Origin of the sequence: Bacillus atrophaeus (assembly GCF_039519175.1) — a bacterium.
Classification (GTDB): Bacteria; Bacillota; Bacilli; order Bacillales; family Bacillaceae; genus Bacillus; species Bacillus atrophaeus.
On record NZ_CP154443.1, the window covers coordinates 3,849,245 to 3,869,212 of the forward strand.

The 19,968-nt window shown below is 43.8% G+C and carries 21 protein-coding genes; 7 read left to right on the top strand and 14 right to left on the bottom strand.

What is annotated here, in order from left to right; translation table 11 throughout:
- Positions 1–45: 45 nt before the first annotated feature.
- Positions 46–1,662, bottom strand: coding sequence for a M20/M25/M40 family metallo-hydrolase (locus AAHT65_RS19305; RefSeq protein ID WP_327853767.1), 1,617 nt, complete (start codon positions 1,660–1,662; stop codon positions 46–48).
- A 175-nt stretch (positions 1,663–1,837) separates the two neighbouring features.
- Between AAHT65_RS19305 and namA the strand changes: the two genes are divergently transcribed.
- Positions 1,838–2,854 (top strand): NADPH dehydrogenase NamA, encoded by a 1,017-nt coding sequence (namA, locus tag AAHT65_RS19310; protein WP_003325529.1) that lies wholly within the window; start codon positions 1,838–1,840, stop codon positions 2,852–2,854.
- 121 nt (positions 2,855–2,975) lie between these two features.
- Positions 2,976–3,749, top strand: coding sequence for an alpha/beta fold hydrolase (locus tag AAHT65_RS19315; protein WP_343310686.1), 774 nt, complete (start codon positions 2,976–2,978; stop codon positions 3,747–3,749).
- Between the two features lie 332 nt (positions 3,750–4,081).
- On the opposite strand, the gene rpmG is transcribed toward AAHT65_RS19315, so the two are convergent.
- Positions 4,082–4,231 carry a 50S ribosomal protein L33 gene (rpmG, locus tag AAHT65_RS19320; RefSeq protein WP_003325527.1) on the bottom strand — a complete coding sequence of 50 codons (150 nt, stop codon included), beginning with the start codon at positions 4,229–4,231 and terminating at the stop codon, positions 4,082–4,084.
- An 80-nt stretch (positions 4,232–4,311) separates the two neighbouring features.
- Positions 4,312–5,238 (bottom strand): ribonuclease Z, encoded by a 927-nt coding sequence (gene rnz / locus AAHT65_RS19325; protein ID WP_003325526.1) that lies wholly within the window; start codon positions 5,236–5,238, stop codon positions 4,312–4,314.
- A 230-nt stretch (positions 5,239–5,468) separates the two neighbouring features.
- Between rnz and zwf the strand changes: the two genes are divergently transcribed.
- Positions 5,469–6,941: a glucose-6-phosphate dehydrogenase gene (gene zwf, locus AAHT65_RS19330; protein ID WP_003325525.1), complete on the top strand. Its 1,473-nt coding sequence runs from the start codon at positions 5,469–5,471 to the stop codon at positions 6,939–6,941.
- 107 nt (positions 6,942–7,048) lie between these two features.
- Here the strand turns inward: zwf and gndA are convergent, their stop codons facing one another.
- Together gndA and AAHT65_RS19340 are read right to left on the bottom strand one after the other, a co-directional pair.
- Positions 7,049–8,458: an NADP-dependent phosphogluconate dehydrogenase gene (gndA, locus tag AAHT65_RS19335; RefSeq protein WP_003325524.1), complete on the bottom strand. Its 1,410-nt coding sequence runs from the start codon at positions 8,456–8,458 to the stop codon at positions 7,049–7,051.
- 109 nt (positions 8,459–8,567) lie between these two features.
- Entirely contained in the window at positions 8,568–9,812 is a 1,245-nt protein-coding gene (locus tag AAHT65_RS19340; protein WP_088117537.1) for a DNA polymerase IV, read from the bottom strand.
- A gap of 78 nt (positions 9,813–9,890) precedes the next feature.
- Here AAHT65_RS19340 and AAHT65_RS19345 point away from each other — a divergent pair, with 78 nt between their 5' ends.
- From AAHT65_RS19345 to AAHT65_RS19355, 3 genes are all read left to right on the top strand, one after another.
- Positions 9,891–10,172 carry a hypothetical protein gene (locus tag AAHT65_RS19345; protein ID WP_003325522.1) on the top strand — a complete coding sequence of 94 codons (282 nt, stop codon included), beginning with the start codon at positions 9,891–9,893 and terminating at the stop codon, positions 10,170–10,172.
- A 29-nt stretch (positions 10,173–10,201) separates the two neighbouring features.
- A complete protein-coding gene (locus AAHT65_RS19350) occupies positions 10,202–11,035 on the top strand; it encodes a membrane protein insertase YidC (protein ID WP_063638508.1) in 834 nt (277 codons plus the stop codon).
- Between the two features lie 163 nt (positions 11,036–11,198).
- A complete protein-coding gene (locus tag AAHT65_RS19355) occupies positions 11,199–11,933 on the top strand; it encodes a YqjF family protein (protein WP_088117538.1) in 735 nt (244 codons plus the stop codon).
- A 54-nt stretch (positions 11,934–11,987) separates the two neighbouring features.
- Here the strand turns inward: AAHT65_RS19355 and AAHT65_RS19360 are convergent, their stop codons facing one another.
- Genes AAHT65_RS19360 through mce form a run of 3 tightly spaced genes read right to left on the bottom strand, consistent with a single transcriptional unit; the run spans position 11,988 to position 15,062 of the window.
- Complete coding sequence (locus tag AAHT65_RS19360; protein ID WP_061572882.1) at positions 11,988–13,103, bottom strand: M20/M25/M40 family metallo-hydrolase; 1,116 nt, start codon at positions 13,101–13,103, stop codon at positions 11,988–11,990.
- 17 nt (positions 13,104–13,120) lie between these two features.
- Positions 13,121–14,647 carry an acyl-CoA carboxylase subunit beta gene (locus AAHT65_RS19365; RefSeq protein ID WP_390840600.1) on the bottom strand — a complete coding sequence of 509 codons (1,527 nt, stop codon included), beginning with the start codon at positions 14,645–14,647 and terminating at the stop codon, positions 13,121–13,123.
- Positions 14,634–15,062 carry a methylmalonyl-CoA epimerase gene (mce, locus tag AAHT65_RS19370; RefSeq protein WP_088117539.1) on the bottom strand — a complete coding sequence of 143 codons (429 nt, stop codon included), beginning with the start codon at positions 15,060–15,062 and terminating at the stop codon, positions 14,634–14,636. The genes AAHT65_RS19365 and mce overlap by 14 nt, the downstream gene beginning before the upstream one ends.
- Positions 15,063–15,165: 103 nt before the next feature.
- Here mce and prli42 point away from each other — a divergent pair, with 103 nt between their 5' ends.
- On the top strand, positions 15,166–15,258 hold the full coding sequence (gene prli42, locus AAHT65_RS19375; RefSeq protein WP_149917137.1) for a stressosome-associated protein Prli42: 93 nt from the start codon (positions 15,166–15,168) through the stop codon (positions 15,256–15,258).
- A 21-nt stretch (positions 15,259–15,279) separates the two neighbouring features.
- On the opposite strand, the gene AAHT65_RS19380 is transcribed toward prli42, so the two are convergent.
- The 6 genes from AAHT65_RS19380 to brxB all read right to left on the bottom strand — a co-directional run bounded on the left by AAHT65_RS19380 (position 15,280) and on the right by brxB (position 19,804).
- Complete coding sequence (locus AAHT65_RS19380) at positions 15,280–15,810, bottom strand: L,D-transpeptidase (RefSeq protein WP_106360563.1); 531 nt, start codon at positions 15,808–15,810, stop codon at positions 15,280–15,282.
- 51 nt (positions 15,811–15,861) lie between these two features.
- Positions 15,862–16,830, bottom strand: a complete 969-nt coding sequence (locus AAHT65_RS19385; RefSeq protein WP_343310687.1) for an aromatic acid exporter family protein — start codon at positions 16,828–16,830, stop codon at positions 15,862–15,864.
- Between the two features lie 73 nt (positions 16,831–16,903).
- Positions 16,904–17,626 (bottom strand): arginine ABC transporter ATP-binding protein ArtR, encoded by a 723-nt coding sequence (artR, locus tag AAHT65_RS19390; RefSeq protein ID WP_061670033.1) that lies wholly within the window; start codon positions 17,624–17,626, stop codon positions 16,904–16,906.
- Positions 17,619–18,278, bottom strand: a complete 660-nt coding sequence (artQ, locus tag AAHT65_RS19395) for an arginine ABC transporter permease ArtQ (protein WP_003325511.1) — start codon at positions 18,276–18,278, stop codon at positions 17,619–17,621. The genes artR and artQ overlap by 8 nt, the downstream gene beginning before the upstream one ends.
- A 63-nt stretch (positions 18,279–18,341) precedes the next feature.
- Complete coding sequence (locus tag AAHT65_RS19400) at positions 18,342–19,109, bottom strand: transporter substrate-binding domain-containing protein (RefSeq protein ID WP_003325510.1); 768 nt, start codon at positions 19,107–19,109, stop codon at positions 18,342–18,344.
- A gap of 257 nt (positions 19,110–19,366) precedes the next feature.
- Positions 19,367–19,804 carry a bacilliredoxin BrxB gene (gene brxB / locus AAHT65_RS19405; protein ID WP_003325509.1) on the bottom strand — a complete coding sequence of 146 codons (438 nt, stop codon included), beginning with the start codon at positions 19,802–19,804 and terminating at the stop codon, positions 19,367–19,369.
- Positions 19,805–19,968 lie beyond the last annotated feature (164 nt).

The window sequence follows — 19,968 nt, forward strand, 5'->3', positions numbered from 1 at the left end:
ATATTATGTTATACAGATGAAAAGCCGTATATCCCATGGTAAAACTTATTTATGGCTTTTTAATAAAGCTGTAATGGTAAATGAAAGCAGGTCAGGAAGAATTTCAAATGAAAACGGCATATTCAGTCTTTCTGTCCACTTATGGGGGTCTTTCCCCGCCGGACCGACATTCAGCACAGGCACAAACAAAGCTTGTTCTTTGCCTGACGGAAGTGAATATCCTCTGTTATACAGCGGCATATTGCTTGTATAAGCATCAACCTCCTGCTTTTCAAGCTGAAGGTAGCTTAAATCAGAGAGTCCCGGAAAATACTGAACTTCTTTTAAGGGAAGTCCGTGTTTTTCACTCGCATAATCTGTAAGCTGTTCTACCGCTTTTTTTATGATCCGGTCTTCCTTTGAGGTGACTGCGGGATAAAAAGGCGGACTATAGAACAAAACAATCAGCGGGGCGTCCTCCTTACATAGTGCGGCAAGTTCAGATACAATTTTTGTTGAAAAATCCCGGTCGCCGAGGCTCCCTTTGTTAGCAAATGTATAGTTCAGCACCCGTTCTGCCTCCGAGCTTCCGACACGCTGCCTGGCACGATCCAGAAGTTCTTCAAAGGTCAGGACAGAAACATTTCGGTCAATCGGCTGAAACGATTCGAACCGCTGAAAATCAAGTGTTTTATGCTGGATATTGGCTGCTATATTAATAGCTGCTTTTTTTGCGGTATCAAGCAGCATCCGGTGAAGCTCACTGGCAGAGCGCTTCATCGTCAGCACATTAAATAAAGTGACAGCGGTATGAGGCGTCTGGACTGAATAGGCTTCCTTCAAATCCTTTTGCATTAAATTGGCCGGCGGCGGTGTAATCTCCCCGTCAGCCTCTTCGCAATAACTGACATTCAGTTCAAGAAGACGGTTAATTTCAGAAACCATCAAATTGGCATTCAAGCCTGAAAATGGCTCTCCGACATGCGTTTCAATTCCTTTGCAAAAAAATCCCGCCAGCACTTTCCCGATGCTTCCAGAGTATATATATTGGTTTGAATCACCGGGGAATTTTTCAAACATCGGTTCACAATTTACACAAGCGGTATAGCGCAAACCATGTTTTTTTTCCCACTCTTTTAATACCGGAACGGCTTCAAGCATGCCTTGGGAATTCACTTCCTCGTCCGGCACCGTCACAAGCAGAAGATTACCGTCAAATTGGCCCTCCATCGCCCTCTCAAGCATGGAAAGCTGAACAGTGAGGCCGGCCTTCATGTCCATCGCGCCTCTCCCAAACAGCCAATCCCCGCTCTCTGCGTCCTGCCTCACATGCTCAGGCAGCAAATCTTTTTTCTCTAGAAAAGAGTCCAGAAGTTCATTCGGCTTGCATGCCATATGTTTGAATTCCCCATAGTCTTCAATGTCTACAACATCAAAATGGCTCAGCAGGAGGACGGCCTGCGCTATGTCCTCTTTCTTCACTAGCGCCGTCAAAAAATACCTTCCGTCATTCATCGGATGGAGAGTAAGATGCTCGGGATTCCTTTCAAAATAGGGTCTGTCTTTTAATAAGTAATAAAGATATTCAGCGAGGGCTACCTCTCCCGTTGAACCGGTAATACTGTCGTACTGAACGAGAGAAACTAAAAGTTCCCGCAATTCTTCCTTCGTCTGCCAATTCATAAGACATCTGCTCCTCATATGTATAAAATCATTTAAGTTCTTCAAAATAAAAAGAATTCCCTGTCTATTATACAGAAAATTCTAATATTCGTAACGCGTTTGAGCAGTTTATATGACGGGAAAGAAATGACTTGTTATAATCAATCTCTAAAAACATATCGGGAGGCGAAAGATATTGAGCAGAAAATTATTTACTCCGTGGAGTGTAAAAGATGTAACCATAAAAAACCGGATTGTGATGTCTCCAATGTGCATGTACTCCTCTCATAATAAAGATGGGAAACTGCAGCCGTTCCACATGGCCCATTACATAACCCGCGCAATCGGACAGGTGGGGCTGATTATCGTTGAAGCGACAGCCGTTACCCCTCAAGGCCGGATTTCGGATCAAGATTTGGGAATCTGGAGCGATGATCATATTGAAGAGCTTTCAAAGCTGACAGAACAGGTGAAAGCCCAAGGTTCAAAAATCGGCATTCAGCTCGCGCACGCCGGCCGAAAAGCTGAGCTTGAAGGAGATATTTACGCTCCGTCAGCCATTGCGTTTGATGAACATTCAAACACGCCGGTTGAAATGACAGAGGAAAAAATTAAAGAGACGATTCAGGAGTTTAAACAGGCTGCTGTCCGCGCAAAAGAAGCCGGCTTTGATATTATTGAATTGCATGCAGCGCACGGATACTTAATTCATGAGTTCTTATCTCCGCTTTCCAATCATCGCACAGATGAATACGGGGGTTCACCGGAAAATCGCTACCGCTTTTTAAGAGAAACAATTGATGAAGTCAAACAAGTATGGGACGGTCCTTTATTTGTTCGCGTTTCTGCTTCTGACTACACACCAAAAGGGTTAGACATCGCGGATCACATCGGGTTTGCCAAATGGATGAAGGAGCAGGGCGTCGATCTAATCGATTGCAGCTCAGGAGCTCTTGTTCATGCCGATATTAACGTGTTCCCCGGCTACCAGGTGAGTTTCGCCGATAAGATCCGCGAACAGGCTGACATACCGACCGGGGCAGTAGGAATGATTACAAATGGTTTAGCAGCTGAAGAAATTTTGCAAAACGGCCGCGCTGATCTTATTTTTATTGCCAGAGAGCTTTTGCGGGACCCATTTTTCGCAAGAACCGCTGCTCAACAGCTGAATACAAACATTCCGGCGCCCGTACAATACGATAGAGCGTGGTAACACCAACTCCCCCGAGATATCCGCGGAAACACCGCCGGATATCTCTTTTTTTATTTTTCGAGAAACGATTGCCCGACGTTCTGCGTCTCCCTATTAGAACCAATTAGAGGAGATGACTCCAATGAATACAGCATGGGAAGAAAAGACATATACAGTTGACGGATGCCCTTTTCATACGAAACACCGCAAAGGAACTAGTGATGTTACGGTTGTCTTTGAAGCCGGCTACGGCACATCTTCTGAGACATGGAACCCATTACTGGCTAACATTGATGAAGAACTTGGAATTTTCACATACGATAGAGCCGGACTCGGCAAAAGCGGACGAAGCGCGCACAGCAGAACGGCAGACCGCATGGTAAAGGAATTGAAAGCATTGCTTCATCGAGCAGGTGTAAAGCCGCCATATCTTGTTGTCTCGCATTCATACGGTGCAATTATCAGCAGATTATGGGCCAGCCAGAACCGCCGGGATATTATAGGAATGGTGCTGCTTGATCCGGCTTCTGAAGATCAAGAAAACAATGTGCTCCCCTTTATGCCTGAAGACATGCAAGCCGCGTATTACAGACAGTTTATATTAGAAGGTTCACACGCAGAATTTCTTACAAGCCTCCGCCAGATCAAAAAACAGCAAATCCACTTAGGTGATATGCCGCTTTTGATTTTATCTTCTGGAGAGCGAAACGAACGCTTAAAAAAGCCGCACAAAGAATGGCAAAAACTGCATAGCAGCATCCTGTCCTTATCTAATCAAAGCGGCTGGATTCAGGCTGAAAACAGCTCTCACGACATTCACCACGATGAACCGCATATCGTTCATCTTGCTCTTTACGATGTATGGTGCGCAGCCCGCCAGCAAATGGGCGCTCCAGTCTATCAAGCGGTGAACTGACCGGCGTAAAACCAATTTAAATACAGACCAGTGATAATGATCCCCAATCATGTAAAAGAGTCCGCGGATTCAGGATGAAACACTTTTACTTGGAGGGGATTTTTTATTGCTGAAAGAACAGCGTACACATAATAATCAGTAGAACCGTAAGCCATTGGTTTCGATTCCTTGTAAGGAGATGTTCCCTAAGAGAATTCAGCTAAAAGGAAATTGCCTTTCTCCTCTAAAATAAGATCTAAAAAAATACAGCCTTTGTTCTCCGATAAAAATCGAAACACAAAGGCTGTACAAGATCTGCTCAAGGAACCGGGCAGATTCGGTCTTTTTACCAATTACTTTGTTTCACGGTGAATCGTGTATTTCTTTAAACGCGGTGAGTATTTTTTAAGCTCCAGACGATCTGGATTCGTGCGTTTATTTTTTGTTGTGATGTAGTTTCTGTCCCCTGTTTCAGTGCATGCTAAAGTAACATTGACTCTCACTTTTAAAATCCCCCTCTTAAAACGTAATTATTACGCTTTATTATACAATATGAGCATATCCTGTCAACCATAAACCTTTTTTAGCTCCGGTGTACATCAATTTCCAGAAAATCAAATGCTGTCATACTGTTTGGGAAAATATCCTCCGCTTCCGTTAACAGCATTTGCAAAGAGGCTTCTCCCTGATATCTCGCACTGATATGGGTTAAAATGAGTTTCTTTGCCCCTGCTTCCTTAGCTGTTTTTGCAGCTTGTTCAGTTGTACTGTGAAAATAATCATGGGCAAGCTTATCATCTCCCTTTGCAAAGGTGGCTTCATGGACAAGCACATCTGCATCCACCGCAAGCTCCTTCACATTTGAGCACACTCTTGTATCTCCGGAAAACGCTACGACCCGTCCCTTTTTAGGCTCATCCAGAAAATCTCTTCCATTAATCACGCGCCCATCTTCAAGTGTGACCTCTTCCCCTTGTTTGATTTTTTGATAAATCGGACCCGGCGGGATTTTCATTTCTTTTAATAAATCTGCTTTTAACGCACCCGGCATATCTTTTTCCTGAACGCGATAACCAAATGCAGGAACACCATGAATCACAGGCTTGGCCGTCACGGTAAATTGGTCATCTTCAAAGATAACTCCTTCTTCTATTTCTATAATGGCGAGAGGATAAGTCAGACGTGTCGCTGTCACGTTAAGGCTCGTCTCTATGAAGGCTCTAATACCTTTAGGTCCGTAGATTGTGAGTTCATCCTCTCCCCCTTGAAAGGATCGGCTTCCGAGCAGCCCGGGAAGACCGTACACATGGTCACCGTGCATGTGGGTAATAAAGATTTTTTCAATTTTACGGGGCTTAATAGATGTATGTAATATTTGATGCTGTGTGGCTTCCCCGCAGTCAAACAGCCAGACTGAACGCCTTTCTTCCAGCAGCTTTAACGCAATGGATGAGACGTTTCTTGATTTGGCCGGCATGCCGGCGCCGGTCCCTAAAAATAGTAATTCCACATTTCTTTCCTCCTACGCAACGCTTGTTACCTACAAGAATACAGGATCAAACTCAAAATGTGAATCTCGTCCTGCTTTCGGTTTCTCCACCGATTGGTCATTTAAAAAAGTTTTTTCTCCATTCTGCAAAAAAGAGGCTGAAATGTTTGCTTTCATTGAATTTTAGATTTAAAATGAAGAAAATATACGGGGTACTAAAATAAAGCTTCGAATAAAGTGAGGTACTTTTAGTGAAAACAGATCAAAAACATCCAAAAGCAGTTATTGTTATATTCGGCGCAACAGGAGATTTAGCCAAACGGAAACTTTACCCGTCCATTCACCGTTTATATAAAAATGGCCAGATAGGGGAAGAATTTGCGGTTGTTGGTGTCGGAAGAAGACCTTGGTCGAATGAGGATCTTCGGCAAACCGTTAAAAAGTCCATTTCAGCAGGCGGCGATAAACATACAGATGATTTCACGTCTCACTTTTATTATCATCCGTTTGACGTGACAAATCCGAGTTCGTATCAGGAGCTGAAAGTGCTCCTCGATCAGTTAGAACTTACATACGAAATTCCGAACAACAGAATGTTCTACTTAGCGATGGCTCCTGAATTTTTCGGCACGATCGCGAAATCCCTAAAATCAGAAGGAGTGACGGCTACAACAGGCTGGTCGCGCCTTGTGATTGAAAAACCGTTTGGCCATGACCTGCCGAGCGCGAAAGAACTAAACAAAGAAATCCGTGAAGCGTTCACGGAAGACCAGATTTACCGAATTGACCACTATTTAGGCAAACAGATGGTGCAGAATATTGAAGTTATCCGATTTGCCAATGCGATTTTCGAACCGCTGTGGACAAACCGCTACATCTCAAATATTCAAATCACATCAAGTGAGGATCTGGGCGTAGAAGACCGTGCCAGATATTATGAAACATCCGGCGCCCTTCGCGACATGGTGCAAAACCACATTTTACAAATGGTTGCCCTGCTTGCCATGGAGCCGCCAATCAAGCTTAACACTGAAGAAATCCGCAGTGAAAAGGTAAAGGTTCTCAGAGCGCTTCGGCCGATCGCCAAAGAAGAAGTGGATCAATACTTTGTACGCGGACAATATCAGGCAGGCATGATAGATGGCAGCCCTGTACCGGCTTATCCGGAAGAGCAAAACGTCGCACCAGATTCAAATACAGAAACATTTGTTTCAGGGAAGCTCTTGATTGATAACTTCAGATGGGCGGGTGTTCCATTCTATATCCGCACAGGGAAACGAATGAAAGAAAAATCCACAAAAATCGTGGTTGAATTCAAGGAAATCCCAATGAATCTATACTACGGTAATGAAAAACAAATAAACCCTAATTTACTTGTCATTCACATTCAGCCGGATGAAGGGATTACCCTATATTTAAATGCTAAAAAATTGGGCGGAGCCGCGCATGCTCAGCCGATCAAACTTGATTACTGCAGCAATTGCAGTGATGAAATGAACACGCCGGAAGCTTACGAAAAGCTCATCCACGACTGTCTGCTCGGTGATGCGACAAACTTTGCGCATTGGGATGAAGTGGCGCTTTCCTGGAGTTTCGTCGATTCAATTTCAGAAACATGGGCTTCAAACAAAACCCTTTCCCCTAACTATGAAGCAGGCTCAATGGGTCCGAAAGAATCAGACGATCTTTTATCAAAAGACGGCTTTCAATGGTGGAATATTTAACAGATCAAAGGCCAGAGCTATAGCTCTGGCCTTATCTTTGCATACTTATTATCGTTTTTCGATTATAAAAAACCCCGCAGCGTATAGGTCTGCGGGGTTCATTTTAATTACTTCATCCATTCAGTATGGAATACGCCTTCTTTATCAGTGCGCTCGTAAGTATGAGCACCAAAGTAGTCACGCTGCGCCTGAATTAAATTTGCAGGCAGTACAGCTGTGCGGTAGCTGTCATAGTAAGCAAGTGCGCTGGAGAAAGAAGGAACCGGCACGCCTTGGCTGACAGCAAGTGAAATCACTTGGCGAAGCGCTCCTTGGTAGCTTTCCACGATGTTTTTGAAATAGTTGTCTAGCAGCAGGTTATCAAGCTCCGGCTCACGGTCGTAAGCTTCTTTAATCTGCTGAAGGAACGCAGCGCGGATGATACAGCCGCCGCGGAAAATCATAGCGATTTCGCCATATTTCAAATCCCAGTTGTATTCGTCAGAAGCAGCTTTCATTTGAGCAAAACCTTGTGCGTAAGAACAAATTTTACTCATGAACAATGCTTTTCTGACCGCTTCGATCAATTCAGCTTTGTTTTCAGTAACAGGTTTAGCTTCAGGGCCTGCAAGAAGACCGCTGGCTTTCACACGCTCATCCTTCATTGCTGAAATAAAGCGGGCAAAAACAGATTCAGTGATAATCGGCAGCGGAACGCCTAAATCAAGCGCGCTTTGGCTTGTCCATTTCCCTGTTCCCTTTTGACCTGCTTTATCAAGAATCACATCAACAAGCGGTTTGCCTGTTTCCTCATCTTTTTTCGTGAAGATGTCAGCTGTGATCTCAATCAAATAGCTGTCAAGCTCGCCTTTGTTCCACTCGGCAAATACTTCGTGAAGTTCTTCAGCGGAAAGTCCGAGCACCTGTTTCAAAATGAAGTAGGATTCTGAGATCAGCTGCATGTCTCCGTATTCAATTCCGTTGTGGACCATTTTGACATAGTGACCGGCACCGTCAGGACCGATATACGTTGTACAAGCTTCACCGTCTACTTTTGCTGCAATCGCTTCAAGGATCGGCTTTACAAGCTCATGAGCTTCTTTTTGTCCGCCAGGCATAATAGAAGGCCCTTTAAGCGCTCCTTCTTCTCCGCCTGATACGCCGGTGCCGATAAAGTGGATTCCGCTTTCTGCGAGCTCCTTATTGCGGCGCTGTGTATCTTTATAATATGTATTTCCGCCGTCAATCAAAATGTCGTCTTTCTCTAAGTGAGGAAGAAGCGATTGAATTGTCGCATCTGTTGCTGCACCTGCTTTAACCATAAGCAAGATTTTGCGAGGCGCTTCTAAAGATTGGACAAACTCTTCAATGCTGTATGTACCGACAACGTTCTTGCCTTGAGCTTCTTGCAGAAATTCTTCTGTTTTGCTGCTGGATCTGTTGTAAACCGAAACAGAGAAACCGCGGCTTTCGATATTTAGAGCAAGATTTTTACCCATTACGGCAAGACCGATAACTCCGATTTGTTGTTTTGACATATTCTAACGTCCCTTCTACAAACGTTTAATCATTTTAAAATTTAAATTAAAATAAAATGATATTTATAATATTGAAATTACCATACTTCACCCCCTTTTTTCAAGTTATTCAGCTTTTCTTTTCGTCTTGAAAAAAGTCTTTATTAAAGCTCGTTCCCTTTGTTTTACTTTCTTTCTTTTTGACTTTGGCGCCCTTTTTGATCATATTGGAACCGAACTTCTGATTGAGCTTTTCCATCATTTGTTGAATCGGTTCATCTTTTGCATCTTCTGTAAATGAAAACAAGTCAAGCTGTTTATAAGCTTGTTCTTTTTCAACCAGATCAGTTCCCGTAATGCCGAGAAGTCTGACAGGCTCTCTGCTCCAGTGTTTAAAAAAGAGATTTTCCGCCTCTTGCATAATTTCGTTCTTCTGATCAATTGGATTTTTCAGCATCAGGCTTCTGGTGATTGTTTTCCAATTACTATAGCGGATCATGATAAAAAGCTTTGAAGCCATGACTTCTTTTCGCTGAAGACGGTCGCTGACAGAAGCCGCGAGCTTTCTGAAAACACCAAGCAGTTCTTCTTCGTCCGTGCTGTCATGCGAAAGTGTCGAGGAGTTGCCCACACTTTTAAATTCATAAATACGCTCCGGGTCAACCTCGGCATGGTGAATCCCGTTTGCTTTATTTTTCAGCCGCGGTCCATTTATGCCGAGCAGACGTTTTAATGCATGCTCATCGGCAGCGGCCAGATCTCCGATCGTATATATGCCAAGGCTCTTTATTTTTTCCGCCGTCTTCTTTCCAACACCGTGCATTTCCCCGACTGGCAGCGGCCAAAGAATGTCCGGCACCTCCCTTTTCCTTAAAATGGTAATGCCAAGCGGCTTTTTCATATTAGACGCCATCTTAGCGAGGAATTTATTCGGGGCAATGCCGATGCTTGACGGAAGCAGGAGCTCCTTTTGCAGCCGGTTCTGAATCTCCTTTGCTGTGTCATATGCCGTGGAGCTGTATGGCGTATCGGTAATATCCATATATCCTTCATCAATCGAAACAGGCTCAACAAGCTCAGTATACTGGCGCAGAATCTGGAACATTTCTCTTGACGAGCTTCTGTAACGGTCAAAATTCGGAGGCAGAATGATCAGCTCGGGGCAATTGCGCTTCGCTTCCCACACGGGCATCGTGGTTTTCACGCCGCGCGCTCTTGCTTCATAGCTGCATGTGACCACAATTCCCTTTCTCTCCTTAACATTCCCAGCAACTGCGATCGGCTTTCCTTTTAAAGAAGGATCGTACGCCATTTCGACAGATGCATAAAAACTATTCATATCAATATGAAAAATGATTCTGCCCTTGCCTGACATAAAGATTTCTCCTTTTTCGTTCAATAGACAATCGCTTGTACATATAGTAAACTATAGGTATTGAATGGATGTGATTTGATGGTAGTTGAATCGATGAATGACTTTTTATTCTTAGTCGATTTCTTCACAATTATTCTTCCGGCTTTGACCGCAATCGGCATCGCTTTTTTGTTGCGGGAGTGCCGAATTGGCGAGCAATGGAAGACGAAACGCATAGATGAATACCAGACGGTCGTTCAAATTAACCGAACAGACTTTCTTATTATTATATATCATCGCATTACGACATGGATACGTAAAGTCATTCGCATGAATTCTCCGGCGAATGATGATGAAGAATTCGGTTCCCTTCTTTTATAAACAGCATTTATAAAAAGGAGGAGAACATATTGTTCAAAACTTATAAAAAATTGATTGCTTTCGGATTCTTTTTTATCGTACTATCCACAGGAAATGCGGCTTTTGCCGCAACCCCGCAGACGGGCGGCCTTGGTAATATAGGATTTTTCCACGACTATTTAATCGAGCCGTTTTCAGCATTGCTGAAAGGGGTTGCCGGGCTGTTTAACGGAGAATACGGGCTTTCTATTATGCTTGTAACTATTATTGTCCGGGTGATCGTGCTGCCTTTGTTTGTTCATCAATTTAAAAAGCAGCGTGTGTTCCAGGAAAAGATGGCGGTAATCAAGCCGCAGGTTGACAGCATTCAAGCCAAAATTAAAAAAAACAAAGACCCGGAAAAGCAGAAAGAACTGCAAATGGAAATGATGAAGCTGTATCAGGAAAACAATCTCAATCCGCTTGCAATGGGCTGTCTTCCCATGCTTGTGCAGTTTCCGATTCTGATCGGATTTTATTATGCCATTCGTTCGACGCCTGAAATTGCGTCACACTCTTTCTTATGGTTCAGCTTAGGCCAATCCGATATTCTTGTTTCCCTTTGCGCCGGAGCCATGTACTTTATTCAGGCATATGTGTCGCAAAAACTGAACACTAAATATTCAGCAGCGCCGCAAAACCCTGCAGCACAGCAATCTGCGAAGATCATGGTGTTTTTCTTCCCTGTGATGATGACGATTTTCTCGCTTAATGTTCCGGCCGCTCTGCCTCTTTACTGGTTTACAAGCGGGCTGTTCCTAACCGTGCAAAACGTCATTTTGCAGCAGACCTATCACAAAAATAAAAACAAAGAGATCGCAGCTCAAACCGAGCCTGCAAATTAAATAGTAAATAACCCCGGCTAAAAGCCGGGGTTATTCTTTTGGATTCATAACGGACGCTAGCAGATAAATGGCGATGCACCGTGCCGTGTGGTGATATTTCGTTTAAAAACAGAGTAATCGGGAATAGCTTTACACACATGCAATAAAAAAGGAGCAAAAAATGATGACTGACCGTTTTAATCAAAAAAATATTTCTGTACCTAAGGGTGTATGGATAATGAGACAAACATGGAATGATGTCTTATTTGCCCATTGGCCGGTCGATCCTTCAATCCTTCGTGACAAAGTCCCCTCTGTTTTGGAATTAGATACCTATAACGGGACGGCTTGGATCAGCGTGCTGCCCTTTATGTTAACGGATCTTCGGGCTCGTTTTCTTCCTCCGATTCCCGGAGCTCATTCCTTTCCTGAACTTAACTTCCGTACCTATGTAACCTATAAAGGCAAACCCGGCATTTATTTTTTCAGCTTAGACGCCGATCACAGGCTGGCGGTTCAAGGCGCCCGCACCTTTTTTCATCTTCCTTATTTCTATGCTGATATGAATGCTGAAAAAAGCGGTGATATCATTCAATATACCAGTAAAAGAAAAGATGCCAGAAGCGCGAAGGCTGAGTTCAGCGCCAGTTATCGGCCGATATCTGCCCCTTTTACAGCCGAAAAGAAATCGCTTGATTACTGGCTCACAGAACGATACAGACTATATACCTCTCATAACAACAAGCTTTATTTTGAAGACATTCACCACCATCCATGGATGCTGAAAAGGGCAGAGGCTCACTTTACCATCAATACGACAGCCGAAGCTCACGGTATACAATTGCCGCACTCAGAACCTTTGCTTCATTACGCTGAAAAACAAGACGTCTTATTTTGGCCCCTTAGACGGTGGCGGTGAAATGCTTATGAAAAAACCCGAATGCAAATTATGTCCTGCATTCGGGTTAACTTTTTATTTTGCCGCCTCTTCAATAATCGCAACAACGATTTCTGCTGTTTTGACAAGTTCTTCGACAGGCATTTTTTCATTTTTCGTATGAATCTCTTCGTAGCCTACTGCAAGGTTGACGGTCGGGATGCCGTGGCCTGCGATAACGTTAGCGTCGCTTCCGCCTCCGCTCGTTTGCAGCTCGCTCGGACGGCCGATTTTCGCCGCCGCTTTTTTCGCGACTTCAACAACCTGGTCTCCGTCTTGATATTTAAAGCCCGGATACATGACTTCAATCGTTACTTCCGCGCGTCCGCCCATATCAGCCGCAGCCTCTTCAAAAGCCGCTTTCATTTTTTGAACTTGCGCCTCCATTTTTTCAGGAACTAAAGAACGCGCTTCAGCTAAGATATCAACTTGGTCGCAGACAATATTGGTTTGCGTGCCGCCCTCAAATCGTCCGATATTGGCTGTCGTCTCTTTATCAATCCGGCCTAACGGCATTTTGGAGATTGCCTTAGAGGCGATCGTAATGGCAGAGATGCCTTTTTCCGGTTCAACACCGGCGTGCGCTGTTTTTCCGTAAATAGAGGCTTTCACCTTCGCCTGAGTCGGTGCGGCTACAATGATATTCCCCACTTTTCCGTCTGAATCAAGCGCAAACCCGTATTTCGCGGTAATGAGCGAACGATCGAGCGCTTTTGCTCCTATCAAACCTGACTCTTCTCCGACTGTAATGATAAATTCAATTGTGCCGTGCTCAATATTTTCTTCCTTCAGCACTTTGATCGCTTCAAGCATCGCGGCAAGTCCGGCTTTATCGTCAGCGCCTAAAATCGTTGTGCCATCTGTTTTGACATAACCGTTTTCCACAGTCGGTTTAACGCCGTTTCCCGGAACGACGGTATCCATGTGCGAAGTAAAATAAATGGTATCCGCTTGCTTGGTTCCTTTTAATGTACAAATCAGGTTTCCTGCTCCATGTCCGGTGACAGCCGTTGTATCGTCCTCTGTCACGGTTACACCTAAATCAGAAAATTTTTGTTTTAATACTTTGCAGATTTCAGCCTCATGTTTTGTTTCTGAGTCAATTTGGACAAGTTCTAAAAATTCTTCGAGCAGGCGTTTTTCATTCACCATTTGTAAGTCCCTCCATTTTAAAGCGGTATATTACCGTGCTTTTTTTTCGGTCTCTCTTCTGTCTTATGTGTCAGCATGTCAAAAGCTTGAATCAGCCTTTTCCTTGATTCTTCCGGCAGAATGATGTCGTCCACCATTCCATAGGCCGCTGCTTTGTAAGGGCCGGCATTTTGTTTTTTGTATTCTGCTGTTTTTTTACGCTTTGCTTTTTCCGGATCAGCCGAGGCTTTAATTTCCTTTTCGTACAGTATGGATGCCGCGCCTTCTGACCCCATGACCGCAATTTCAGCGCTCGGCCAGGCGAAAACAAGGTCTGCTCCGATCGCCTTGCTGTTCATTGCGACATAGGCGCCGCCATAAGCTTTTCTGACAATGAGTGTCACTTTCGGAACAGTTGCTTCCGCATAAGCAAACAGCAATTTCGCGCCGTGTCTGATTATTCCGCCATGCTCCTGCTGTATTCCGGGGAGAAACCCGGGGACATCTTCCACCGTTAAAAGCGGGATGTGAAAAGCGTCGCAAAAGCGAATGAACCGTGACGCTTTATCAGCAGCATCAATGGTCAGGCTGCCCGCCAAATGTTTTGGCTGGCTGGCGACGATTCCGATCGCCTTTTGGCCAAGCCTTGCAAATCCAATGACAATGTTTTTCGCAAAATACGGCTGCACCTCAAAAAATGTGTCCCGATCGGCCAGTTCCTCAATCACATGCCGAATGTCATACGGCTTTGAGCCGTCAGCGGGCACAAGTTTATTTAATAACGGTCTGGCCGTTTCTTTTTGAGCGGGGGGCGATGATTGGCGGCTGTGCGGAAAATAGGAAAGCAGCTTTCTAACCTCTGCCAGCACCTCTTCTTCCGTTTTTCCTGAAAAGTGTGCATTTCCGCTTACCACGTTATGTATACCTGCTCCGCCCAAGCTCTCCGCGTCAATGTGTTCCCCGGTTACTTTTTCAATCACTTTCGGCCCTGTGATAAACATCTGGCCCGTGTTTTCGGCCATAAAAACAAAATCAGTGAGAGCCGGAGAATAGACGGCGCCCCCAGCGCACGGACCTAAAATAACTGAGATTTGCGGGATCACTCCGGAATAAAGCACGTTGCGGTAAAATATGTGACCGTATCCATCTAATGATACCACACCCTCTTGAATTCTCGCACCACCTGAGTCGTTCAATCCGATAAACGGCGCTTTGTTTTTCGCTGCCAGATCCATCACAGCGGTAATCTTTTTGGCATGCGTTTCTCCAAGCGCCCCGCCGAAAACAGTGAAGTCATGTGCAAATAAATAAACAGGGCGGCCTTCAATCGTTCCATAACCGGTGACCACGCCGTCTCCGGGAAAAACGCGCTTATGGGCAGGGTAGCGGCTTTCCATAAAGGGATTCAGCTCTATAAAGCTATCCTTATCAAGCAAACATGAAATTCGCTCTCTCGCTGTCAGCTTTCCTTTCTTTCGCTGCTGATTCTGCTTTTCCATTCCACCGCCCTCTGCCGCAAGCAGCCGCCTTTTGTGCAAATCGTTGATATGGTCATTCATGTCCATAGTCCGAATCCCCTTTCTTGCCATACTCACACAGTTCGATGAGCACACCATTTGTTTCCTTCGGAGAGATAAACGCGATCTGTTTGCCGCCCGCCCCTTTTCTTGGCTCGCGGTCTATTAATTCAATCCGCTGATTCGCCAATGCCGTAAGCTTTTCAGATAAATCGCCGCACAAAAAGGCCAGGTGGTGCAGTCCCTGACCTTTTTTCTCCAAAAATGAACCGACGGGGCTGTCCGGAGTTAACGGTTCGATCAACTCCAGCTTTGTTTCTCCAGCATGAAAAAATGCCGTTTTCACCTGCTGGTCTTCTATCACCTCTTGACCGATTAAGGTGAGTCCCAACACACGCTCATAAAACGCTCTTTCCTTTTCTATGGAACATACGGCAATCGCGATATGATCAAGCTTTTTCACAAAAATCCCCACTTTCAATATACTTCAGGCAGGTGATGATATGGCTTGTCCGCCAGTTCAAAACACGTTAAAATAATAGACAGCATAACTAAGGAGTGAAATTATGTCCCAAAAACTAATGAAAAGTGTTTTAATCGTGATTTTGGGAGTTTTTATCCTGTCTACAGTGCTCTCAGGAGTCATGATGTTTTTATAGTGATTAAAAAAGCAGGCGGCCTTATTGAACGGGAACATCCTGCTTTTTTGTCAGGGCTTTGTGCTCTATAGCTATATCCTCAAAAGAACGGCTGTCCTTCGTAATCAACACTTTCGTACCTAAAGGAATGCTATCGAATAAATGAATGACCTCTTGATTATGCATTCTTATACAGCCGTTTGAAACAAATTCACCGATCAATTCGTCACGGTTCGTTCCATGTATCCCATATATTCTTCCGTCAGTTCCTTCCGCGTCAAAACCGATCCACCTTGCGCCAAGCGGATTTTCAGGAGCTCCGCCTTCAATATTTTTCTTTCGGTAATAAGGATTTGCCGCCTTCACCGTAATGGAGAATTCTCCTTCAGGCGTGAGTTCATCTGTTTTCCCGGTTGCTACTTGATAGATGCCTTCAACTTGATTATCCACAATATAAGCAAGCTGATTTGACGCTTTATTAATAATGACATAAGGATCTCCAGGAAGCGGATTTTCACCCAGCGGCCAAAGCGGGGACAGCATAAGCAGGATCGAACATAAAAAAAAGCGCATAAGCTCCTCCTTTTTCATTAGGTTGACCAATGAAGGAGGAGCTCATGCGAATTATCCGAGTGAATTTTGAGGTTTTATTCCTTTAAAGTAGCTTTTAATGACCAAATATTGTTCCATTTCGCCAAGCAAATGAAATAATGCGGCTCTTGCTTCAAATTCTTCTCTTGAAATCGGAAGCGGCATTTCCTCGAATTCTTTTCTCATTTCACAAAGTCTCTTTAAAAACTTATGAGCCGTATTTCCGGGATGGATGGCTTCTCGTAAATCCTGAATAAACGCAGCGATGATTTTCCCCTGCTCTACCGTTATGGATATAGAAGTGATTTTCGGCAGCAGGCGTTCTATAATTTCAAATTGCTTTTCCCGCATTTTAAAGTAATGATAATAAAGATTTTCATGGCGTAAGATATGATTTTGCACATCACGGTATGCGAGGTTTTTCGCCTCATGTATCAGCTGGTGGGTTTCAGGTATTTCTTTTCCCGTCCAGTCTTGCTCACCGGTTAACAAGTAACGTTCTATTTCAGCAAAAATAACGGCAAAGTTGTCCTCAATTTTCTTTTGGTAGGCCAAAAGCTTCCTTTCAAGACTCGGCATATACAGGTTCATTAAAAGAGCCACACCGATACCGATCGTAATTAATTGAACTTCATTCCAGACAAAACCAAACGTTATGCCACCTGACATGTATAAATGCAGAATGATAACTGAACTTGTGACGATGCCTTCATTGATTTTCAGCACAACAGTCGTCGGAATAAAGAGCAGCAGAAGCGCTCCGATGACAAACGGATGATAGCCGATCAGCTCGAAAAAGAGATATGAAAAGAGAATAGCCAAACAGCAGGCCGCAAAACGGGCCCAAGACGCCTGCAGTGACCGTTTTTGCGTGATTTGTATGCACAAAATGGTGATGATTCCTGCTGATGCGAAGTTTTCCAAATGTAAAAGCTGAGCCAAATAGATGGCCAAAGCAGTTCCAAGTGCTGTCTTTAGGGTGCGATAACCAATTTTAAACATTGCGAACTCCATTCTTTTGTTACTTTGAAATCAAAAAAGAAGAAGATCACACCTTCTTCTTTTTCACTTTATTTTATAATATTTTCTCCAAAAAGTCCTGCGCTCTTCTGGATTTTGGGGAAAGAAAAAATTCTTTCGGATTTCCGTCCTCCACAATCATTCCTTCATCCATAAATAACACGCGGTCTGCGACTTCCTTCGCAAAGCCCATTTCATGTGTGACGATGACCATTGTCATTCCTGTTTCGACCAGCTCTTTCATCACTTGCAGCACCTCTTTCACCATCTCAGGATCAAGCGCTGAGGTCGGCTCGTCAAACAGCATGATGTCCGGGTTCATCGCCAAGGCACGTGCGATGGCGACACGCTGTTTTTGCCCGCCTGACAAGCGGTTCGGATAGTCGTTTCTTTTATCAAACAAGCCGACTTTACGCAGAAGTTCTTCGGCTTTCTCCTGAGCCGCCTGTTTGGACTCTTTTTTCACATTCACAGGTGCATACATAATATTTTCGAGCACTGTTTTATGAGGAAACAGATGAAAATGCTGAAAAACCATCCCGATATTTTCCCGCACCTTCAGTGTATTTGTTTTCGGTTTGGTGATTTCGTTGTCTTTGATCATAATTGTGCCGCCATTTGGTTTTTCCAAAAGATTTAAACAGCGGAGGAAAGTTGATTTGCCTGAGCCTGAAGGCCCGATGACCGCGACGACTTCACCTTCGCCTATTGTTGTTGAAATATTCTTTAGCACTTCGTTTTTCCCGAATGATTTTGACAGCTTTTCAATCTTAATCATTGGCTTTCAGCTTCCTTTCTATAGCCTTACCAACAAATGTTAAAATAAGGACAAGCACATAATAAATCAATCCTGCGATGATCAGCGGCTCAAGATAATTGTAAGTGGCCGCTCCTGCCTGATACGCCCGTCTCATGATATCGCCGAGACCGATCACCGTGACAATCGCTGATTCTTTTGTCAGCGTAATTAATTCATTGACGATCGCGGGAGAAATGTTTTTGAACGCCTGAGGCAAAAGCAAGTCCTTCATCATTTTGCTGTAAGGCACCCCGAGGGCGACTGCCGCTTCCTTTTGCCCTTTATCTATCGCGTTGATGCCCGCTCTGATGATTTCCGATACATATGCCGCGGAGTTCAGAGACAATGCTGCAACTGCCGCCCAAAATTGGTCAATTTGAAATCCGAGAAGCTGAGGAAGTCCAAAATACACAATCATCAGCTGCAGGACGAGCGGCGTCCCGCGAAATACGGAAGTATAAAAATCAGCGATCCAAATCAGCGGACGAAACGTGCTGATTTTACATAAGCTTAGCACAATTCCTAAAATAAGTCCGATGACCGCTGAAACCACTACAATTTTGAGAGTAATTCCTAAACCTTCTAATATAAAAGGAATTTGGGGGATTGTTGCCGAGAAATCCAAATTCATAGTTTTTGTCTCCTTTAAGTTCCTATTCGCTAAAAAGGCTCAACGAAAAGTTGAGCCGCCTTTTTATTTCTCGTTGCTGAACCACTTTTTCTTCAATTTATCGAGCTCGCCATTATCTTTCATTTCTTTAAGCGCTTTGTTGAACTTGTCAGTGAGGTCGCTGTCTTTTCTGAACGCAATGGCTGAACCGGCTTCCTCTGCTTTTGCATCCGGAATCGTAAAGCCTTGTAAGTCTTCGTTTGAATTAAAGTAGCCCTCTGCCACCATGTCTTCAATAATGGCTGCGTCAAAACGGCCGGATTTGATCTCTTGGACCAAATCAGAGATTCTGTTGCGGTCTTCTGTTTTAAAATCATAATCCGGAGAAAGCTCTTTACCCTTCTCTTCCTGAATTGAGCCCAGCTGAACTCCGACTGTTTTCCCTTTCAGGTCGCTAAGCGAGTCGATGCCGCTGTCTTTTTTGCTGACGATCATGTGATGCGCCGTGTAATAAATATCAGAAAAGTCGACTTGTTTTTTTCGTTCAGGTGTCGGTGTCATTCCTGAAAGCACCATATCAATCTGCTTTGATTTAAGCGCTGTTATTAAACTATTAAAATCCATATCCTGCACTTCAATTTCGTAGCCTGCTTTCTTAGCAAGCGCCTTTGCCAAATCAACATCAAAGCCGACGATATTATCACCATCTTTATATTCAAACGGTTTATAATCCGCCGATGTACCCATAATTATTTTTTTTTTGCCGTCTGCTGAACCAGAACTGCTTGATCCGCAAGCTGACAGTGCAAATGTAATACAAGCAGCAACAAGCAATAAGAGCCATTTTTTCATGATTGTTTCCCCCATATCATTACTTCTTTCACATTTGAATATTTATTCGTTAATATGTATTTTAAACACTTTCTTATTTTTATGCAATACTATTTTTAAAAATTATCTTATATGCCTTTTCTATCATAGTTTATCTATTCGTTTCTACTGATAAACAAAGCGCCGAAGACTGATCAAGTATTAATATTTATTCATTATAGATGCCAAAATTATGCACAAAAAAACCCGCAGCTGACAGCGCTGACGGGTTTCTTTTCTTATACTTCCTCGCAATATTCTTCAAAGGCTTCTTGAAGTTTGTTGACAACAGCCATTGGTTCATGGCCTTCAATTTCATGACGTTCTACCATTTTTTGAATTTTGCCGTCTTTTAAAATCGCAAAAGAAGGTGAAGATGGCGGATAGCCTTCAAAATATTCTCTTGCTTTTGCTGTAGCCTCTTTATCTTGTCCGGCAAAAACAGTGACAAGTTGGTCAGGTCTCTTATCATAATGGACGGAATGATAAGCGGCCGGTCTTGCGATTCCGCCGGCACATCCGCATACGGAGTTTACCATCACAAGCGTCGTTCCTTTTTTGGCAAGCGCTTCGTCTACTTCTTCAGCCGTTTTCAGTTCTGTATATCCGGCCGCAGTGATTTCCTGTCTGGCCTGACGCACTACATCGTTCATAAACAAATTAAAATCCATATTCAATGAAGACCTCTCCTTTTTCATCAACTGTTCTTATGATAGCAAGGAAATCACCATATCGGCAAATAACATTGCTTATTTCGAATACTTTTTTAAGCGGAAGCCTGGTATCATTAGTTTATCCTTAGATAAAAACGGGAAAAATATGATAAGGAAGGAGCATTTGT

Coding starts and splice junctions, on each gene's coding strand:
- AAHT65_RS19305 (WP_327853767.1), bottom strand. CDS start 1,662: ATGAATTGGCAGACGAAGGAAGAATTGCGGGAACTTTTAGTTTCTCTC.
- AAHT65_RS19315 (WP_343310686.1), top strand. CDS start 2,976: ATGAATACAGCATGGGAAGAAAAGACATATACAGTTGACGGATGCCCT.
- gndA (WP_003325524.1), bottom strand. CDS start 8,458: ATGTCAAAACAACAAATCGGAGTTATCGGTCTTGCCGTAATGGGTAAA.
- AAHT65_RS19340 (WP_088117537.1), bottom strand. CDS start 9,812: ATGTCAGGCAAGGGCAGAATCATTTTTCATATTGATATGAATAGTTTT.
- AAHT65_RS19345 (WP_003325522.1), top strand. CDS start 9,891: ATGGTAGTTGAATCGATGAATGACTTTTTATTCTTAGTCGATTTCTTC.
- AAHT65_RS19355 (WP_088117538.1), top strand. CDS start 11,199: ATGACTGACCGTTTTAATCAAAAAAATATTTCTGTACCTAAGGGTGTA.
- AAHT65_RS19360 (WP_061572882.1), bottom strand. CDS start 13,103: ATGGTGAATGAAAAACGCCTGCTCGAAGAATTTTTAGAACTTGTCCAA.
- AAHT65_RS19365 (WP_390840600.1), bottom strand. CDS start 14,647: ATGGACATGAATGACCATATCAACGATTTGCACAAAAGGCGGCTGCTT.
- prli42 (WP_149917137.1), top strand. CDS start 15,166: ATGTCCCAAAAACTAATGAAAAGTGTTTTAATCGTGATTTTGGGAGTT.
- AAHT65_RS19380 (WP_106360563.1), bottom strand. CDS start 15,810: ATGCGCTTTTTTTTATGTTCGATCCTGCTTATGCTGTCCCCGCTTTGG.
- AAHT65_RS19385 (WP_343310687.1), bottom strand. CDS start 16,830: ATGTTTAAAATTGGTTATCGCACCCTAAAGACAGCACTTGGAACTGCT.
- artR (WP_061670033.1), bottom strand. CDS start 17,626: ATGATTAAGATTGAAAAGCTGTCAAAATCATTCGGGAAAAACGAAGTG.
- artQ (WP_003325511.1), bottom strand. CDS start 18,278: ATGAATTTGGATTTCTCGGCAACAATCCCCCAAATTCCTTTTATATTA.
- AAHT65_RS19400 (WP_003325510.1), bottom strand. CDS start 19,109: ATGAAAAAATGGCTCTTATTGCTTGTTGCTGCTTGTATTACATTTGCA.